General features: G+C 58.7%; 15 protein-coding genes. 6 read left to right on the top strand and 9 right to left on the bottom strand.

Annotated features, from left to right (window positions below; genetic code table 11):
- Position 1: 1 nt before the first annotated feature.
- On the bottom strand, positions 2-433 hold the full coding sequence (locus tag ACTJI7_RS09680; RefSeq protein ID WP_014884622.1) for a tripartite tricarboxylate transporter TctB family protein: 432 nt from the start codon (positions 431-433) through the stop codon (positions 2-4).
- 11 nt (positions 434-444) lie between these two features.
- On the bottom strand, positions 445-1,425 hold the full coding sequence (locus ACTJI7_RS09675; RefSeq protein WP_047363034.1) for a Bug family tripartite tricarboxylate transporter substrate binding protein: 981 nt from the start codon (positions 1,423-1,425) through the stop codon (positions 445-447).
- Between the two features lie 137 nt (positions 1,426-1,562).
- Between ACTJI7_RS09675 and tctD the strand changes: the two genes are divergently transcribed.
- From tctD to ACTJI7_RS09655, 4 genes are all read left to right on the top strand, one after another.
- A complete protein-coding gene (tctD, locus tag ACTJI7_RS09670; RefSeq protein WP_028013915.1) occupies positions 1,563-2,237 on the top strand; it encodes a transcriptional regulator TctD in 675 nt (224 codons plus the stop codon).
- Positions 2,224-3,633, top strand: a complete 1,410-nt coding sequence (locus ACTJI7_RS09665; protein ID WP_059355181.1) for a sensor histidine kinase — start codon at positions 2,224-2,226, stop codon at positions 3,631-3,633. Before tctD ends, ACTJI7_RS09665 begins: the two co-directional genes overlap by 14 nt.
- Before the next feature lie 128 nt (positions 3,634-3,761).
- Positions 3,762-4,301: a YfaZ family outer membrane protein gene (locus ACTJI7_RS09660; protein ID WP_047367983.1), complete on the top strand. Its 540-nt coding sequence runs from the start codon at positions 3,762-3,764 to the stop codon at positions 4,299-4,301.
- A 93-nt stretch (positions 4,302-4,394) separates the two neighbouring features.
- Positions 4,395-5,594, top strand: coding sequence for a nicotinamide mononucleotide deamidase-related protein YfaY (locus tag ACTJI7_RS09655; RefSeq protein WP_440670160.1), 1,200 nt, complete (start codon positions 4,395-4,397; stop codon positions 5,592-5,594).
- Between the two features lie 33 nt (positions 5,595-5,627).
- Here the strand turns inward: ACTJI7_RS09655 and glpC are convergent, their stop codons facing one another.
- Genes glpC through glpA form a run of 3 tightly spaced genes read right to left on the bottom strand, consistent with a single transcriptional unit; the run spans position 5,628 to position 9,635 of the window.
- On the bottom strand, positions 5,628-6,803 hold the full coding sequence (glpC, locus tag ACTJI7_RS09650; RefSeq protein ID WP_440705158.1) for an anaerobic glycerol-3-phosphate dehydrogenase subunit GlpC: 1,176 nt from the start codon (positions 6,801-6,803) through the stop codon (positions 5,628-5,630).
- Positions 6,800-8,017 (bottom strand): glycerol-3-phosphate dehydrogenase subunit GlpB, encoded by a 1,218-nt coding sequence (glpB, locus tag ACTJI7_RS09645; protein WP_440670164.1) that lies wholly within the window; start codon positions 8,015-8,017, stop codon positions 6,800-6,802. Before glpB ends, glpC begins: the two co-directional genes overlap by 4 nt.
- The gene (glpA, locus tag ACTJI7_RS09640; protein ID WP_028013909.1) at positions 8,007-9,635 is read right to left on the bottom strand and encodes an anaerobic glycerol-3-phosphate dehydrogenase subunit A; all 1,629 of its coding nucleotides are present in this window, start codon (positions 9,633-9,635) and stop codon (positions 8,007-8,009) included. The genes glpB and glpA overlap by 11 nt, the downstream gene beginning before the upstream one ends.
- Positions 9,636-9,886: 251 nt before the next feature.
- On the opposite strand from glpA, the gene glpT reads away from it, so the two are divergent.
- Positions 9,887-11,239, top strand: a complete 1,353-nt coding sequence (gene glpT / locus ACTJI7_RS09635; protein ID WP_028013908.1) for a glycerol-3-phosphate transporter — start codon at positions 9,887-9,889, stop codon at positions 11,237-11,239.
- An 11-nt stretch (positions 11,240-11,250) separates the two neighbouring features.
- The gene (glpQ, locus tag ACTJI7_RS09630; protein WP_041908960.1) at positions 11,251-12,303 is read left to right on the top strand and encodes a glycerophosphodiester phosphodiesterase; all 1,053 of its coding nucleotides are present in this window, start codon (positions 11,251-11,253) and stop codon (positions 12,301-12,303) included.
- 23 nt (positions 12,304-12,326) lie between these two features.
- On the opposite strand, the gene yfaE is transcribed toward glpQ, so the two are convergent.
- The 4 genes from yfaE to ubiG form a co-directional block, all read right to left on the bottom strand.
- On the bottom strand, positions 12,327-12,581 hold the full coding sequence (yfaE, locus tag ACTJI7_RS09625) for a class I ribonucleotide reductase maintenance protein YfaE (RefSeq protein WP_088204780.1): 255 nt from the start codon (positions 12,579-12,581) through the stop codon (positions 12,327-12,329).
- Positions 12,581-13,711, bottom strand: a complete 1,131-nt coding sequence (gene nrdB / locus ACTJI7_RS09620; protein ID WP_045629882.1) for a class Ia ribonucleoside-diphosphate reductase subunit beta — start codon at positions 13,709-13,711, stop codon at positions 12,581-12,583. Before nrdB ends, yfaE begins: the two co-directional genes overlap by 1 nt.
- 49 nt (positions 13,712-13,760) lie before the next feature.
- Entirely contained in the window at positions 13,761-16,046 is a 2,286-nt protein-coding gene (nrdA, locus tag ACTJI7_RS09615; protein WP_028013905.1) for a class 1a ribonucleoside-diphosphate reductase subunit alpha, read from the bottom strand.
- A 347-nt stretch (positions 16,047-16,393) separates the two neighbouring features.
- Positions 16,394-17,122 carry a bifunctional 2-polyprenyl-6-hydroxyphenol methylase/3-demethylubiquinol 3-O-methyltransferase UbiG gene (gene ubiG / locus ACTJI7_RS09610; protein WP_020690665.1) on the bottom strand — a complete coding sequence of 243 codons (729 nt, stop codon included), beginning with the start codon at positions 17,120-17,122 and terminating at the stop codon, positions 16,394-16,396.
- Positions 17,123-17,172: the final 50 nt, after the last annotated feature.

Here is a 17,172-nt window from a genome sequence, read left to right as displayed (position 1 = left end):
GTTAATTAAGCCAGGCGCCGAGCGGTAACGTCACGTCCAGCAGGCGGTCAAAGGCGTACCACAGTAAAATCCCCATCACCACGCCTGAGATCCCCGCCGCGGGGAGGGTGGCGTTAAACAGCATGCCGATGACCATCGTCAAAATGGCGGTCGCCACCGGGAAGCCGAGCCACTCAAAGCCCCAGGCATACATCAGCAGGACAATCACCATCACCAGCAGACGCTGCAGAATGCGGCGCGGCGGCCACTCGACGGTATCCGGGTGGCGAAGCAGCAGCGCCACCGAGCAGAGCAGCATCAGGCCGACGATGCCCATCGGGAAGGGACGGGGTCCCACGGGTTCATAGCTGTATTCGCTATGGATCTGCCAGGCGACAAACATCCCGCCAACGCAGAGCAGCAGCCATATCCCGGCAAAAATACGATCGCTCATAGCGCCTCCGGTTATTTCGCCAGGCCAAAGGCTTTCGCCTGTTCGCGGTAGTCATTCACCTGTTTTTTTACGTACTCATCCAGTGGCTTACCGGTCAGGTTAAACTCAAACAGTCCGCGCAGATCGCGCTGTTTCTTAAACTCTTCGGTCTGCTGGAGTTTGTTGAACGCGTCGACCCACCACTGGTACTCGGCGTCGGTCACTTTTGGCCCGACGAAGAAGCCGCGGATGATCGGCCAGACCAGGTTATAACCCTGCTCTTTGGCGGTCGGGACGTTCGCCAGCTGGCCCGGCAGACGGTTTTCCGAGAAGACCGCCAGCACGCGGATTTTATCCCCGCTCAGGTACGGCACCATCTCGCTGAGATCGCCGGAAACAGCCTGAACGTGGTTGCCCATCAGCGCCGTGACCGGTTCGCCGCCGCCCTCAAAGGCCACGTAGCGCATCTTATGCGGGTCAACCTTCGCCTGCTGGGCGAGAAGGGCCGCTTTCATCCAGTCCTGGCTGCCGATAGACGCCCCTGCGCCAATCACCACGCTGTTCGGATCTTTTTCCATAGCGGTCAGCAGATCTTTCAGGGATTTCCACGGGGAATCGGCACGCACGGCAATCATTCCGTAGTCGGTGCCGACGGTCGCCAGCCAGCGCACGTCGTCCACACCGTAGCGGCCAAACTTGCCCTGCGACAGGTTCAGCAGCGAGCCGCCGGAGAAGGCCACCACCGTTCCCGCTTCCGCCGGACGTTGCGCGACAATCGCGTTATAGGCCACCGCGCCCACGCCGCCTGGCATGTAGGTGACGCGCATCGGTTTCTCAATGGCCTTCGTCTCCAGCAGGCTGACCTGAATAAGCTTGCAGGTGAGATCGAAACCGCCGCCCGGTTTGGCCGGGGCGATACATTCGGTACGGGACGGAGCGTCCTGGGCCTGCACGACAGAGGTACTCAACAGCAATACGCTTGCAGCAAGGGTAGAAAGTAATTGTTTTTTCATCGTTTATCCTCACGCCGGGGGTACGGGTCTTTTTTTCTGATTATGTGAACCACCTTGTAGCGGTTCCGTTGCGTGATTGTTAAAACAATAACCTTTCATTTCCCTTTCAACGGGACACCAACTTTACAGGATGTGACATGCGTCTCTTACTCGCAGAAGATAATCGTGAGCTGGCTCACTGGCTGGAGAAAGCGCTGGTGCAGGAAGGCTTTGCCGTGGACTGCGTCTCCGACGGACGTGCCGCCGACCATCTGCTGCAGGGTGAAAACTACGCGGTCGCTATTCTGGACATCGGCATGCCCGGTTTTGACGGCCTGGAAGTGGTCCACCGCCTCAGAAAACGGGGGCAGACGCTGCCGGTGCTGTTTCTTACCGCCCGCAGCAACGTGGCGGATCGGGTGAAGGGACTGAACGCCGGGGCAGATGACTATCTGCCAAAACCTTTTGAGCTGGAGGAGCTTGACGCGCGTCTGCGCGCCCTGTTGCGCCGAAGCGAGGGTCGAACGCAGGAGCGCCAGCGCCTTGGGGAGCTGGAGTATGACGACGAGGGCTTTTTCCTGCTGCGCGATGAACCGCTTTCCCTGACGCCGCGGGAGCTCTCTCTGCTGAAAGTGCTGATGCACCGCCGGACCCGTCCGGTTTCACGACAGCAGCTTTTCGACCAGGTGTTCAGCCTGAACGACGACGTCAGCCCTGAAAGCATCGATCTCTATATTCACCGGCTGCGTAAGAAGCTGACCGGCAGCGGCGTGCGGATAACCACCCTTCGGGGGCTTGGGTACGTGCTGGAGTGCGGCGATGAGGTGGGTTAAGCCGCAGTCGCTCTATCTGCAGCTGCTGCTTTTCCTGGGGCTGCCGCTGCTGCTGCTGTGGGGATTGTCGGCCTTTAACAGCTACGTTAGCGCGCTGCAGGCGGCCACGCAGGCCTACGATCGCACGCTGTTATCCTCTGCCCGCACCATCTCCGAGCGGCTGGAGGTGCGCAACGGCAGGCTGGCGGTGGACGTGCCCTGGGTGGTGCTCGACAGCTTTGAGCTCAACATGAACGACCGGCTCTACTATAAGGTGGTCGACCCCGACGGACGGGTGATCTCCGGCTATGACGATCTGCCGAAGATGCCGCCTGCGACGTCGCGCACCACGCTCTATCCGGCGCTGGCCTGGTTTTACCACACCGAATATCGCGGCCAGGCGATTCGGGTGGCGCGCCTGCTGCAGCCCGTAAATGAAGATAATGTTTTTGGCATGGCGGAGATTTACGTCGCCGAGACGCTCCAGTCCCGCCGCTATCTCGCCAGCCAGTTGCTCTTTTCATCCTGGGTTTCACAGGGGCTGCTGGTGCTGCTGACGCTGGTGCTGACCGCATGGCTGCTGCGCCGCGTGCTGCGCCCAATGCGCCAGCTTTCGTCACTGATGGTGCGGCGCGAGCCGGGCCTGCTCGCACCGCTGCCGGAGCTGCTGCCCTGGTCCGAGACCCGGCTGCTGATAGTCGCCTTTAACCGCTATATCGACCGGCTGCGCGGCGTGCTTTCGCGTCAGGAACGCTTTAACGCGGATGCGTCGCACCAGCTCAAAACGCCGCTGGCGGTGCTTAAAACCCAGGTCTCCGTCGCCCTCGCGCGTCAGGATCCCGCCCTGTGGCAGGAGAGTCTGCGGGCAATGAATGCCACCCTGGACGACACTATCGTGCTCACCGAGCGGCTGCTGCAGCTTTCAGCGGTGAAGGGAAAAGAGCAGGGGGATCGTCATTTTACGCCTGTGGATCTGGTTCAGGTGGTGCAGAACTGCTGCTTTTCCCGGCTGGCGCAGGCGCGGAGCAAGGCGATCGATTTAGGATATGACGGTGTACAGCAGCCGGTCACGATCGAAGGCGATGACGTTCTGCTGGGCGAGCTGTGCGCCAACCTGCTGGAGAACGCGATTAAATATACGCCTGCAGGCGGGACCGTGACCGTTTTCCTGCGCGTGGATGGCGGCGCCGTTGAGCTGAGCGTTGAGGACAGCGGCCCCGGCATTGAAGAGGATCAGATCTACCAGGCGATGCAGCCTTTCCACCGTCTGGACAACGTCGGGAACGCCGCCGGTTCCGGGATTGGGCTGGCGCTGGCGGGGGATATCGCCCGGCTGCACCGCAGCCATTTGCAACTGACTCGCAGCGAAACGCTGGGTGGCCTTTGCGTCAAAATGCGCTTTCTGCTGCTTACGTAAAAAAGCCTGGGGTTTCAAATCGTTACAATCTTCCTGTCCGCCGCACGCAGAGTGCTTGATCCCCCGGAGACTCAGGTTAAAATCTCGCGGTTTTGGGGACTTCTCTATAATTATGCAGGATCGCGATAATGAAAAAAGTGGCATTACTGGGCCTCGGCCTGATGGTTGTATCTGCGGCGGCTAACGCCATTAGCATTAATGGTTCGGCGGGTCAGGACTATACCCACCTCGGTTTTGGCATGGGTACTGAGACCTCCGGTCTGGCAATGACCGGCGGCTGGACGCACAACGATGACGACGGCGACGCGGCAAGCCTCGGCCTCGGTCTTAATATTCCTCTTGGCCCATTCCTGGCCACCGTTGGCGGTAAAGGTATCTACACCAACCCAAATGACGGTGATGAAGGGTATGCGGCGGCTGTGGGCGGCGGTCTGCAGTGGAAAATTGGCGACAGCTTCGGCCTGTTTGGCGAGTACTACTACTCTCCGGATTCCCTCTCCAGCGGCATCGACAGCTATGAAGAAGCCAACGCCGGCGCGCGCTGGACCATCATGCGTCCGATTACCATCGAAGCGGGCTACCGTTATCTGAACCTGGCCGGTAAAGACGGCAACCGCGATAACGCGCTGGCTGACGGCCCGTACGTGGGCGTGAGCGCAGGCTTCTAATCGTTCCGGCGCGGCGTTCCGTCGCGCCAGTTTCTCTCATCTCCACCCCGCGTTTGCGCTATAGTGTTTTGACCAAATAAGCGGGAGAACACAATGATTAACGTGGAGATGTTATCCACCGGCGACGAAGTGCTGCACGGACAGATTATTGATACCAATGCTGCCTGGCTTGCCGATCTTTTCTTTGAGCAAGGATTACCGTTAACGCGCCGCAATACGGTAGGAGACAACCTTGAGTCCCTGGTCAGCATTTTGCGCGAGCGTAGCGAACAGTGCGACGTGCTGATCGTGAATGGCGGGCTCGGCCCCACCGGTGACGATCTCAGCGCGCTGGCCGCCGCGACCGCAAAGGGCGAAGGGCTGGTGCTGCACGAGGCGTGGCTTTCGCAGATGGAACGCTTCTTCTCCGAACGTGGACGCGTTATGGCTCCCAGCAACCGCAAGCAGGCTGAAATTCCCGCCAGCGCCGAGCTGGTTGATAACCCGGTCGGTACCGCATGCGGGTTTGCCATGCAGCTGAACCGCTGCCTGATGTTCTTCACGCCGGGCGTGCCCTCCGAATTTAAGGTAATGGTCGAGCAGCAGATCCTGCCGCGCCTTCGCCAGCGTTTTACCCTGCCTGAACCTCCGCTGTGCCTGCGCCTGACCACCTTTGGCCGCTCGGAAAGCGATCTGGCCCAGAGCCTTGACCACCTTCCGCTGCCGCCGGGCGTCTCCATGGGCTATCGCTCCTCTATGCCGATCATTGAACTCAAATTAACAGGACCGACCACGCAGAAAGAGGCGATGCTGGCCCTGTGGCCTGAGGTGCAGCGCGTGGCGGGCGAAAGCCTGATTTTTGAAGGGACGGAAGGGTTGCCTGAGCAGATTGCAAAACATCTGCAGACTCGCCAGCTCAGCGTGACCTTAAGCGAGCAGTTCACCGGTGGCCTGCTGGCGCTGCAATTGTCGCGCGTCAACGCGCCGCTGCTCGCCAGCGAAGTGGTGCCGTTTCAGCAGGAGACCCTGGCGCAAACCGCCCGCTGGGCTTCCGAAAGAAGGGTGAAGCATTTTGCCGGTCTGGCGCTGTTTGTCGGCGGGCTGGATGAGGATTACCTCAACTTCGCGCTGGCGACGCCGGAAGGCACCTGGGCGCTGCGGGTAAAAATGAGCATCACCCGCCACAGCCTGGCGGTGCGTCAGGAGGTGTGCGCCATGATGGCGCTGAATATGCTGCGCCGCTGGCTCAACGGCAAAGAGGTCGCCAGCGAGCACGGCTGGATTAACGTTGTCGAGTCGCTGTTCGTTGAGTAATGCCTGTGCCGGGGCCTTTCGCCCCGGCAACGTTCAGCCCAGCGCTTTCGCCAGCAGGGTAATCGGATGTTCGCAGCGCTTGCTGGTGGACATCTCAATCTGCCATTTACAGGTTTCGCAGTCCGTCACCACGATATCCGCGCCGCTCTCTTCAATCTGGCGGAACAGCGGGGCACCAATTGCCTGCGAGGTTTCGTAGTTTTCACGCTTAAAGCCGTAGGTGCCTGCGATGCCGCAGCAGCGCGAATCCAGCACCGTCAGCTCCAGCCCCGGAATTAACCGCAGCAGCTCCAGCGTATAGAGCGACCAGCCCATTTTCTCCATATGACACGGGGTGTGGTAGACCACCTTCAGCGGCAATGTTCCCAGCGGCAATGTCTTTCCGCTGTCCAGCTTGCGCCAGAGGAAGCGCGTCGCCAGCTCGATGTGCTCGCGCAGTCCGGCGTTATCCACGTCCAGCAGGTGCGGATACTCATCGCGCAGGGTGAAGGTGCAGGTGGACGACGTCGCCAGCACCGGCATGCCTTTATCGACAATCGCTTCGCGCAGGGAGGTGACGTTGCTTTTGGCCTGCCTGCGCGCTTTATCGGTAAACCCGTTGGCAATCAGCGGCACGCCGCAGCACTTCTCTTTGCTAAGCAGCTGTACGCCGGTTCCCATGGCGTTCAGCACCTTCAGCAGGTCTTTTCCCAGCTGCGGGTGGTTGTAGTTCACATAGCAGCCGTGGAAAAAGGCTACCCGATCGTCGTACTGCGCCTGCTGCTCCGCGACGGTTTTATACCAGCGACGGAAGGTGCCGTGAGAATATTTTGGCAGGCTGCGGTGATGGTCTATTTTAAGCGTGGCATCCAGCAGCTGACGCACCGGCTTGAGTGAGGTTGCGGCATTCACCAGCGGGGCAAACGGCGTGGAGACGCTGCCCATCAGATCGGTATGGCTCAGGATCGCATCGCGCAGTGTCGGCTTTTGCGTGCTGTNCTGGATGATGTCGCCGATTTTTACGTCCGACGGGCAGGCGACCTCGCAGCGCTTGCAGTTGATGCAGTATTTCAGCGCCTCGTCGTACAGCCTGCCGTCCTTCAGGCGCAGGCGCTCGCCGTCCGGCCCGGCCTGCTTTGGCCCAGGGTAGCGCGGGTTTACGCCGCTGACCGGGCAGACGGTGGTACAGACCGTGCATTTAATGCAGCTTTCGAAACGGGTGTCGTTCATTGTTCAGCCTCCACGCGCTGGATAATCTGCTCGGCTACATACAGCGCCGTGACGGCGCAAACCCCACCGCCGCATCCCTGGGGGATCGGATCGTATCCGCCCAGCAGCGAGCCGATGGCAAAAAGATTACCGACGGGCATACCGGAAAGCTGCGGATGTAGCCGGTTATCGACAATTACGCCAAACTGCTGCCAGGGCTGCGGCGTGAAGAAATCACACTGATACCAGTCCGCGCGGGAAGCGGTTTGCCGCACATCCAGCCCCATAATCGCTTCCCGGATGCCCTCCCGGCTGCTCAGCAGCCCGTTGCTGAAAAAGCTCCCGCTCGCCAGCACCGTATAGCGGGCGCGAAGCGGAATATCCTCGTGGTTGCGCGTCCAGATTTCGCTCACCGCGCCGTCGGTCAGGGTGATTCTTTTCACCTCGTCACCCGCCATCCACACGCCGCCCTGCGCAACAAACTGGCGCTGAAGCTGGGTGTGCAGACGAATGCCGGGTACGGAAGGGGGAAGCGTCGGCAGTAAACCGAGCGTGCAGGGCAGACGATCCGAGAGCCAGCGCCAGAGCCGGTTGTCGTTTAAACCAAAGCAGGCGGGCATTAACAGGGCATCGCAGGTTTCACCGAGCGGCCTGAGCGCGTCATACAGCAGCGGCCATTTGTCCTCGCTATCCAGAAAACGGGCGATATTCACCGCGCGAAACTCGCTCGGGTTATCGCGCAGGATATCCAGCTCGGGCAGCTCTATTTCTGCCGTGTCGGCGTTGATGCCCTGGCGACAGAGCGAGGCCGCCGCGAGATGGGGTTGAAAATCCAGAAAGCCGCTAATACCCACCACCCGCACTCGTCCCGCGTTGACGGGGGCCACGGGGACTTCCTCCGGGCTGAGCCACGCGGAGCGCAGGGTGCCGAGCGGCGTGATGCGCTGGTGATTTTGCCTGGCGCTTCCCTTCAGACGCGCGCCGCAGCCCGCCAGCAGCGCTTCGGCTTCCAGCGCAAAGCGGTCAATATGCTGCGCGCCAACCAGGTGATAGGGGTGCTCCGGCGGCAGCCTGTCGCGGTACGCTTCGTCCACCAGATCCAGCGATCCCGACGAGAAGTGCAGGGCGCTCTGGCCGCGGGTGATAATGGCACAGCGCAGCCCCTGTTTCGTGAGTTTGATGCCGCAGAGCAAGCCTGCCAGCCCGCCGCCGACGATTACGGTATCAAATTTCATCGTGTTGCTCCTTCTCCAGGCCGCAAAGCCCCTGATAGACCCAGCGGGTAAATTCGCTTTCGCGCAGGGCATCGCCCCAGGCGACAGGCTGAATGCCTTTCCAGCGCTCGTTCAAAAACGCGCTGAGCTGATCGAGCGACTGGGTGGCGGTGGTGGTATGAAAACGCTGCAGCAGCCCGGCGGCACGACAGGCGCACAGCTCGCCCTGACAGGTCCCCATTCCGACGCGGGTGCGGCGGCGGAGATCCAACAGGCTGTTGACCGTCAGGTTCTCTACCGCGTACTGCACTTCGCCTGCGGTCACGGCTTCGCACTCGCACACCAGGCTGCGGCTCAGTCGTCCTTCACCGAGCCACTGCGGCGTTCTGTCGCCGTGGCGGTAGATGGCCGAACCGCGCAGCGGCGCGGGCAGGGAGATGATTTTTTGCAGCGTTTTTTCGGTAGACTGGCGCGATCCCGGCAACGGCTGTTCTGCGGTAACGCACGGTTCGGTATTTCCGAGCTTGCGGCAGACGGCATCGGTCGCCCACTCGGCCATCAGCCGGTAGGTCATCAGCTTGCCGCCGGTAATGGTGATAAACCCGTCCATGCCGTCGCGCTCGGCGTGATCGAGCAGCACGATGCCCCGGCTGACGTTACGTCCGCTCGGATCGTTATCGCTGGCGACAAGGGGACGCACGCCCGCGTAGGCGCGCAGAATACGCGTCTGCGCCATCACCGGCGCCAGCTTTTCCCCTTCGCGCAGCAGAATATCCACTTCTTCGGCGGTGACCCGGTTGACGTCAATGTCGCTGTAGTCAACGTGCGTTGACGTCGTACCGATGAGCGAAATGGTGTCGCCCGGCACCAGAATGTCGGCGTCAGACGGTTTGCGGCAGCGGTTGATGACGTGGTTATTGATGCGGTGGTCAAGGATCAGCAGCGAACCTTTGGCCGGGAACATGCGGATGGATAAATCGGCGTATTCTGCGATGCGCTGGCCCCAGATCCCCGCCGCGTTGACCACCACGGCGGCGTGCAGCTCGCTGTGCTCGTTATACTGCGTATCAAACACCCGCACGCCGCAGATGCGATGACCCTCGCGGATAAGCCCGGTCACTTCATGTCCGGTCAGAATGCGCGCGCCATGCTCGCGGGCGTCCAGCATGTTGGCGGCGGTCAGGCGGAACGGATCGACGGTGCCGTCAGGCACCTTCACCGCGCCGATCAGCGTCGGGTTCACCGATGGCTCCAGCCGCCGGGCCAGCGCCGGATCCATGGCCTCCGCCTGAATGCCCGCTGCAGTACAGGCGGTTATAAAGGTTGACTGAAAGGCGAGGTCATCTTCGGGAAGGGTAATAAAGAGGCCGTCGGTTGGCTCTATGCAGTGTCGGGCGATACGCTTGAGGATCTGGTTTTCAGCGATGCATTCGCGCGCGGATTCACCGTCGGTGACCGCATACCGCGCGCCGCTGTGCAGCAGGCCGTGGTTACGCCCCGTCGCGCCGGTGGCGATATCGTGGCGCTCCAGAAGCGTGACGCTTAAGCCGCGAAGGGCGCAGTCGCGTGCGATGCCGGCGCCGGTTGCGCCACCGCCAATGATAATCACATCGCTGTAGCGTGGATCGTGAATTGTCATTGCCTTTCCTCTATGTTCGTTTTTTTAGCATTTAGCCACATAGATCGTGTGGTTTGTTTGATTTCGAACATAAACGCGCGAAATTCGAAACTGAAACGTGATTTCATGCGCTTTTTTGCGCATTCTGTCATATTTCTGTAACAATCTGTGCGTTGATTCACAGTAACAAACCGCATGTTTTTTTAACATCCCCGCCTCTGTAACCGGGCGCGAGATGCCTGGTCATTTTTTGAAAGGCCACGGAGGCTGTTATGCTCAGTATCTTCAAACCTGCGCCGCATCGGGCGCGACTGCCAGAGGCAGAGATCGATCCTCTCTACCGCCGTCTGCGTTGGCAAATCTTCCTCGGGATCTTCTTCGGGTATGCGGCGTACTATCTTGTACGTAAAAACTTTGCGCTCGCCATGCCGTATCTGGTGGAGCAGGGCTTCTCTCGCGGCGACCTGGGCTTCGCGCTGTCGGGGATCTCCATCGCCTACGGTTTTTCCAAATTCATCATGGGTTCCGTGTCGGACCGCTCGAATCCGCGCGTGTTCCTGCCCGCCGGTCTGATCCTCGCGGCAGCGGTCATGCTGTTCATGGGCTTTGTGCCGTGGGCGACGTCCAGCATTGCCATCATGTTCGTGCTGCTGTTCCTCTGCGGCTGGTTCCAGGGGATGGGGTGGCCGCCGTGCGGACGTACCATGGTGCACTGGTGGTCGCAGAAGGAGCGTGGCGGCATTGTGTCGGTGTGGAACTGCGCGCATAACGTCGGGGGCGGGCTTCCACCTCTGCTGTTCCTGCTGGGGATGGCCTGGTTCAACGACTGGCACGCGGCGCTCTACATGCCTGCCTTTGGTGCTATTCTGGTGGCGATTATTGCCTTCGCCCTGATGCGCGACACGCCGCAGTCCTGCGGGCTGCCGCCAATCGAAGAGTACAAAAACGACTATCCGGATGACTACAGCGAGAAGCACGAAGAAGAGCTGACCGCTAAACAGATCTTCATGAAGTACGTGCTGCCGAACAAGCTGCTGTGGTACATCGCGGTGGCGAACGTGTTCGTATACCTGCTGCGCTACGGCATCCTCGACTGGTCCCCGACCTACCTGAAAGAGGTGAAGCACTTCGCGCTGGATAAATCCTCCTGGGCGTACTTCCTGTATGAATACGCCGGGATCCCGGGCACGCTGATTTGCGGCTGGATGTCGGACAAAGTGTTTAAAGGCAACCGCGGCGCAACGGGCGTGTTCTTTATGACCCTGGTGACCATCGCGACTGTCGTTTACTGGCTTAACCCGCCGGGTAACCCATCAGTAGACATGGCCTGTATGATCGTTATCGGCTTCCTGATTTACGGCCCGGTGATGCTGATCGGTCTGCACGCGCTTGAGCTGGCGCCGAAAAAAGCGGCGGGCACGGCGGCAGGCTTTACCGGTCTGTTTGGCTACCTCGGCGGTTCCGTCGCGGCGAGCGCTATCGTGGGCTACACCGTTGACTTCTTCGGCTGGGACGGCGGCTTTATGGTGATGATCGGCGGCAGCGTGCTGGCGGTTCTGCTGCTGGTTGTTGTGATGATCGGCGAGAAACGTCACCACGCGGAAGTGCTGGCGCGTCGTCAATAAGGAGCATTGCGATGAAATTAACTCCATTAACCACCGGCCTGCTGCTGGCAGGCCTGATGACAGGCTCTGCCCTGGCGGCGGATAAAATCGTTATCGCCCACCGCGGTGCCAGCGGCTATCTGCCGGAGCATACGCTGCCGGCGAAAGCGATGGCCTATGCCCAGGGCGCGGATTACCTGGAGCAGGATCTGGTGATGACGAAGGACGACCAGCTGGTCGTCCTGCATGACCACTATCTTGACCGCGTCACGGACGTGGCGGAGCGTTTCCCGGACCGCGCGCGCAAAGACGGTCGTTACTACGCCATCGACTTTACCCTGGATGAAATTCGCTCTCTGAAGTTTACCGAAGGCTTTGAGATTGAAAACGGCAAGAAGGTGCAGGTCTACCCGGGACGTTTCCCGATGGGCAAATCTGACTTCCGGATCCATACCTTCCAGGAAGAGATTGAGTTTGTTCAGGGGCTGAACCACTCCACCGGTAAAAACATCGGTATCTACCCGGAAATCAAAGCGCCGTGGTTCCACCATCAGGAAGGGAAGGACATTGCCGCGAAGACGCTGGAGGTGCTGAAACAGTACGGCTACACCAGCAAGAAGGACAAAGTTTACCTGCAGTGTTTTGACGCAGCCGAGCTGAAGCGCATCAAAACCGAGCTGGAGCCGAAGATGGGGATGGATCTCAATCTGGTGCAGCTGATTGCCTACACCGACTGGAACGAAACCCAGGAGAAACAGCCGGACGGGAAGTGGGTGAACTACAGCTACGACTGGATGTTCAAGCCGGGCGCGATGAAGCAGATTGCGCAGTACGCTGACGGCATCGGGCCGGATTATCACATGCTGGTGGCGGAAGGCTCAACGCCTGGCCACGTGAAGCTGACGGCGATGGTGAAAGAGGCGCACGCCAGCAAGATGCAGGTGCATCCGTACACGGTGCGTGCCGACCAGCTGCCGCCATATGCCACCGATGTGAATCAGCTTTACGAGGTGTTGTATAAGCAGGCGGACGTGGACGGGCTGTTTACGGATTTCCCGGATAAAGCGGTGACGTTCTTAAAATAGAAAAAGGGCCGTAAGGCCCTTTTTTACATCTCGATCTCAATATCGCCTTTTGCCCGGCAGCAGCAGGGCAAAATTTCCCCTTCACTGATAAAGGCCAGCGGTTCGGTCAGCCAGTCCACCTGGCCTGCGACCAGACGGCAGCGGCAGGAGCCGCAATAGCCTTCACGACACTGGTACTCTACCTCCACCTGATGCGCTTCAAGCGCCACCAGAAGGGAAGGGTGCTCATCCTGGCACAGCACTTGGGTGCCAGAAAGGCTCAGCGTTACGCGCGTCATCAGAGCTGGAAGTCGCTCAGGTCGTCGGTGTTGACTTCAGAATCAATCTGACCGACCAGATAAGAGCTCACTTCCACTTCCTGCGGCGCAACCTGCACGTTATCGGATACCAGCCAGGTGTTGATCCACGGAATCGGGTTAGAGCGCGTCTGGAACGGCAGGTCCAGACCAACCGCCTGCATGCGGATGTTGGTGATGTACTCCACGTACTGGCACAGAATATCTTTGTTCAGACCAATCATGGAGCCGTCGCGGAACAGGTAGTCTGCCCACTCTTTCTCCTGCTGAGCCGCCAGCACGAACAGGTCGTAGCACTCCTGCTTGCACTCTTCGGCGATTTCCGCCATCTCCGGGTCGTCCGTACCGCTGCGCAGAAGGTTCAGCATGTGCTGGGTGCCGGTCAGGTGCAGGGCTTCGTCACGAGCGATCAGACGGATGATTTTGGCGTTGCCTTCCATCAGCTTGCGCTCGGCAAAGGCGAAGGAGCAGGCGAAGCTCACGTAGAAGCGGATCGCTTCCAGGGCGTTAACGCTCATCAGGCAGAGGTACAGCTGCTTTTTCAGCGCGCGCAGGTTCACGGTAACGGTTTTGCCGTTTACGGTGTGGGTACCTTCGCCCAGCAGATGCCAGTAGCTGGTCATCTCGATCAGCTCGTCGTAGTAGTGCGCAATGCCTTCCGCGCGCTTCTGGATCTGCTCGTTAGTGACGATATCGTCAAACACCACCGCCGGATCGTTCACGATGTTGCGGATGATGTGGGTATAAGAGCGGGAGTGGATCGTCTCGGAGAACGCCCAGGTTTCCACCCAGGTTTCCAGCTCAGGAATCGAGATCAGCGGCAACAGCGCCACGTTCGGGCTACGGCCCTGAATGGAGTCCAGCAGCGTCTGGTACTTCAGATTGCTGATGAAGATATGCTTTTCGTGATCCGGCAGCGACTGGTAATCAATACGGTCGCGGGAAACGTCAACTTCTTCCGGACGCCAGAAGAAGGAGAGTTGCTTTTCAATCAGCTTTTCGAAGATGTCATATTTTTGCTGATCGTAGCGTGCCACGTTGACCGGCTGGCCGAAGAACATTGGCTCTTTGAGCTGGTCGTTTTTCGTCTGTGAAAAGGTGGTATATGCCATGAGTGTGTCCTGTCTTACGAAATAAAGGCGGGGATATCCCCGCCCTTCATTAGATCTTACATGCGCCGCTTTCGCAGCCATCGTCCTGAATTGACGGTACCAGGTCGTCCTGCGCGTCTTCTGCACCGTCACGGGTGTTGTGATAGTACAGCGTTTTCACGCCAAATTTGTAGGCGGTCAGCAGGTCTTTCAACAGCTGCTGCATTGGTACCTTGCCGGACGGGAAGCGCGTCGGGTCGTAGTTAGTATTGGCAGAGATCGACTGGTCGATAAACTTCTGCATGATACCCACCAGCTGCAGGTAGCCGTCGTTGTTTGGCATCTCCCACAGCAGCTCGTAGTTGTTGCCCAGCGTTTCGTAATCCGGCACCACCTGACGCAGCACGCCGTCTTTCGACGCTTTAATGCTGACGTGGCCGCGCGGTGGCTCAATACCGTTGGTGGCGTTGGAGATCTGCGAAGAGGTCTCGGACGGCATCAGGGCAGAGAGCGTGGAATTACGCAGGCCGTGCGTTTTGATGGACTCGCGCAGGCCTTCCCAGTCCAGGTGCAGCGGCTCGCTGACGATCGCATCCAGGTCTTTCTTATAGGTGTCGATCGGCAGAATGCCTTTTGCATAGGTGGTTTCGTTGAACCACGGGCACGCGCCTTGCTCTTTCGCCAGCTCGTTAGAGGCTTTCATCAGGTAGTACTGAATCGCTTCGAACGTCTGGTGCGTCAGGTTGTTAGCACTGCCGTCGGAGTAACGCTTGCCGTTTTTCGCCAGCCAGTAGGCGAAGTTGATCACGCCGATACCCAGGGTACGACGGCCCATTGCGCCGCGTTTAGCGGCCGGGATTGGGTAATCCTGGTAGTCCAGTAGGGCATCCAGCGCACGTACCGCCAGCACGGCCAGCTCTTCCAGCTCGTCCAGGCTCTTGATGGCACCCAGGTTGAATGCGGACAGCGTACACAGCGCAATTTCGCCGTTTTCGTCGTTCACGTCTTCCAGCGGTTTGGTTGGCAGGGCGATCTCCAGGCACAGGTTAGACTGGCGCACTGGCGCAACCGCCGGATCAAACGGGCTATGGGTGTTGCAGTGGTCAACGTTCTGGATGTAGATACGGCCGGTAGAGGCGCGCTCCTGCATCATCAGGGAGAACAGGTCTACCGCCTTCAGGCGCTGTTTACGGATGCTGTCGTCTTTTTCATATTTGGTGTACAGACGCTCGAACTCGTCCTGATCGGCGAAGAACGCGTCGTACAGGCCCGGGACGTCGGACGGGCTGAACAGGGTGATGTCTTCCCCTTTCAGCAGACGGGTGTACATCAGCTTGTTGATCTGCACGCCGTAGTCCATGTGACGCACGCGGTTGCCTTCCACGCCGCGGTTGTTTTTCAGTACCAGCAGGCTTTCCACTTCCAGGTGCCACATTGGGTAGAACAGGGTCGCTGCGCCGCCGCGCACGCCGCCCTGAGAGCAGGATTTTACCGCCGTCTGGAAGTGCTTATAGAACGGGATACAGCCGGTGTGGAACGCTTCACCGCCGCGAATCGGGCTGCCCAGCGCGCGGATGCGACCGGCGTTGATGCCGATACCGGCACGCTGGGAGACGTATTTCACGATGGCGCTGGAGGTGGCGTTGATGGAATCCAGGCTGTCACCACACTCGATCAGTACGCAGGAGCTGAACTGACGGGTAGGGGTGCGCACGCCAGACATGATCGGCGTTGGCAGAGAAATTTTGAACGTCGATACCGCATCGTAGAAACGCTTCACGTAGTCCAGACGGGTGTCGCGCGGGTAGTTTGAGAACAGGCAGGCAGCCACCAGAATATAGAGGAACTGGGCGCTTTCGTAGATCTCACCGGTCACACGGTTCTGAACCAGGTATTTGCCTTCGAGCTGCTTCACCGCCGCGTAGGAGAAGTTCATGTCGCGCCAGTGATCGATAAACCCGTTCATCTGCTCGAACTCTTCTTCCGTATAGTCTTCCAGCAGATGCGTGTCGTATTTGCCCAGCTCAACCATTTTCACCACGTGATCGTAAAGCTTTGGCGGCTCGAACTGGCCGTAGGCTTTCTTACGCAGGTGGAAAATCGCCAGACGCGCAGCGAGGTACTGATAATCCGGTGCGTCGCGGGAGATCAGATCCGCCGCTGCTTTGATAATGGTTTCGTGGATATCAGACGTTTTGATGCCGTCGTAGAACTGAATGTGAGAACGCAGTTCAACCTGGGATATAGATACGTTATTCAGTCCTTCTGCTGCCCAGTCGAGAACTCGATGGATTTTGTCCAGATTGATACGCTCGGTAGTACCGTCGCGCTTTGTCACCAGCAGACTCTGATTCATGTGGGTTTTACCTGTCCGTGAAATAAAAAATATCCCCCGCTTATCCACAGATCCGTCTTGTGACTAACTCTGTGGATAAATACTACATATAGGGGGTTTGCGATAAGAAAAACGCTATATGGTGAGTATTCTAGTATCGAATCTTTTCAGCACAAGGGTTGATTTTGAGGTTAAATTGAGGTTGTGAAAGGGTAAAAAAGCGTAAGTCCTCGTACCGTAAGGCCTGGAAGAGATGTCAATAATTTAGAAAAAAAATTCAAAATTTGATCGAGTGCTGATTTCTTCAACGGGAGGTCAGAATTGCGCAACATGATGTCGCGCAATCATTATAAGAATAATGGATGACGTTAGTCGTTTTTGGCGGTTGTATGCAACATATAGTTAACATCCACGCCCGGGGCAAGTTTGAATTTGTCCGTTAGCGGGTTGTAGTGCAGGCCCGTGATGTGCTGCTCCTTAAGCCACGTCTGGTCAACCCAGCCCAGCAGTTCGGCAGGCTTGATAAACTTCTTCACGTCGTGCGTCCCTTTCGGCACCATGCGCAGCACATATTCTGCGCCGACCACGGCCATCAGCCAGGCTTTACCGTTGCGGTTAATTGTCGAGAAGAAGACCTGGCCGCCCGGCTTCACCAGTTTTGCACAGGCGTTTACCACGGACTGCGGATCCGGAACGTGCTCCAGCATCTCCATGCAGGTCACCACGTCGTACTGGTGGGCATGTTTTGCCGCGTGCTCTTCCACGGTTTCCTGCACATATTCCACCTGTATACCGGACTCCAGCGCATGAAGACGGGCAACCTGTAGAGGCTCGAAGCCCATGTCCAGGCCGGTGACGGTGGCCCCTTCGCGCGCCATGCTCTCCGCCAGGATGCCGCCGCCGCAGCCGACGTCGAGCACTTTCTTACCGAACAGACCGCCGGAACGCTCCGCGATATAGCCCAGACGCAGCGGGTTAATGCGATGCAGCGGTTTGAACTCACCTTCGAGATCCCACCAGCGGGACGCCACCGCTTCAAATTTGGCAATCTCTTCGTGGTCAACGTTGTGTGCCACCGGGGATTTTTCGGCATTCATGGGCGCTTTTACTCCTTATTTAGCAAGACAAATGAGTATATCAGGCAATC

It is taken from the genome of Enterobacter sp. 22499, assembly GCF_052044815.1.
GTDB lineage: Bacteria > Pseudomonadota > Gammaproteobacteria > Enterobacterales > Enterobacteriaceae > Enterobacter > Enterobacter bugandensis.
Note: the sequence above shows the minus strand (reverse complement) of the source record. Positions and strands in the feature narration are given on the sequence as shown.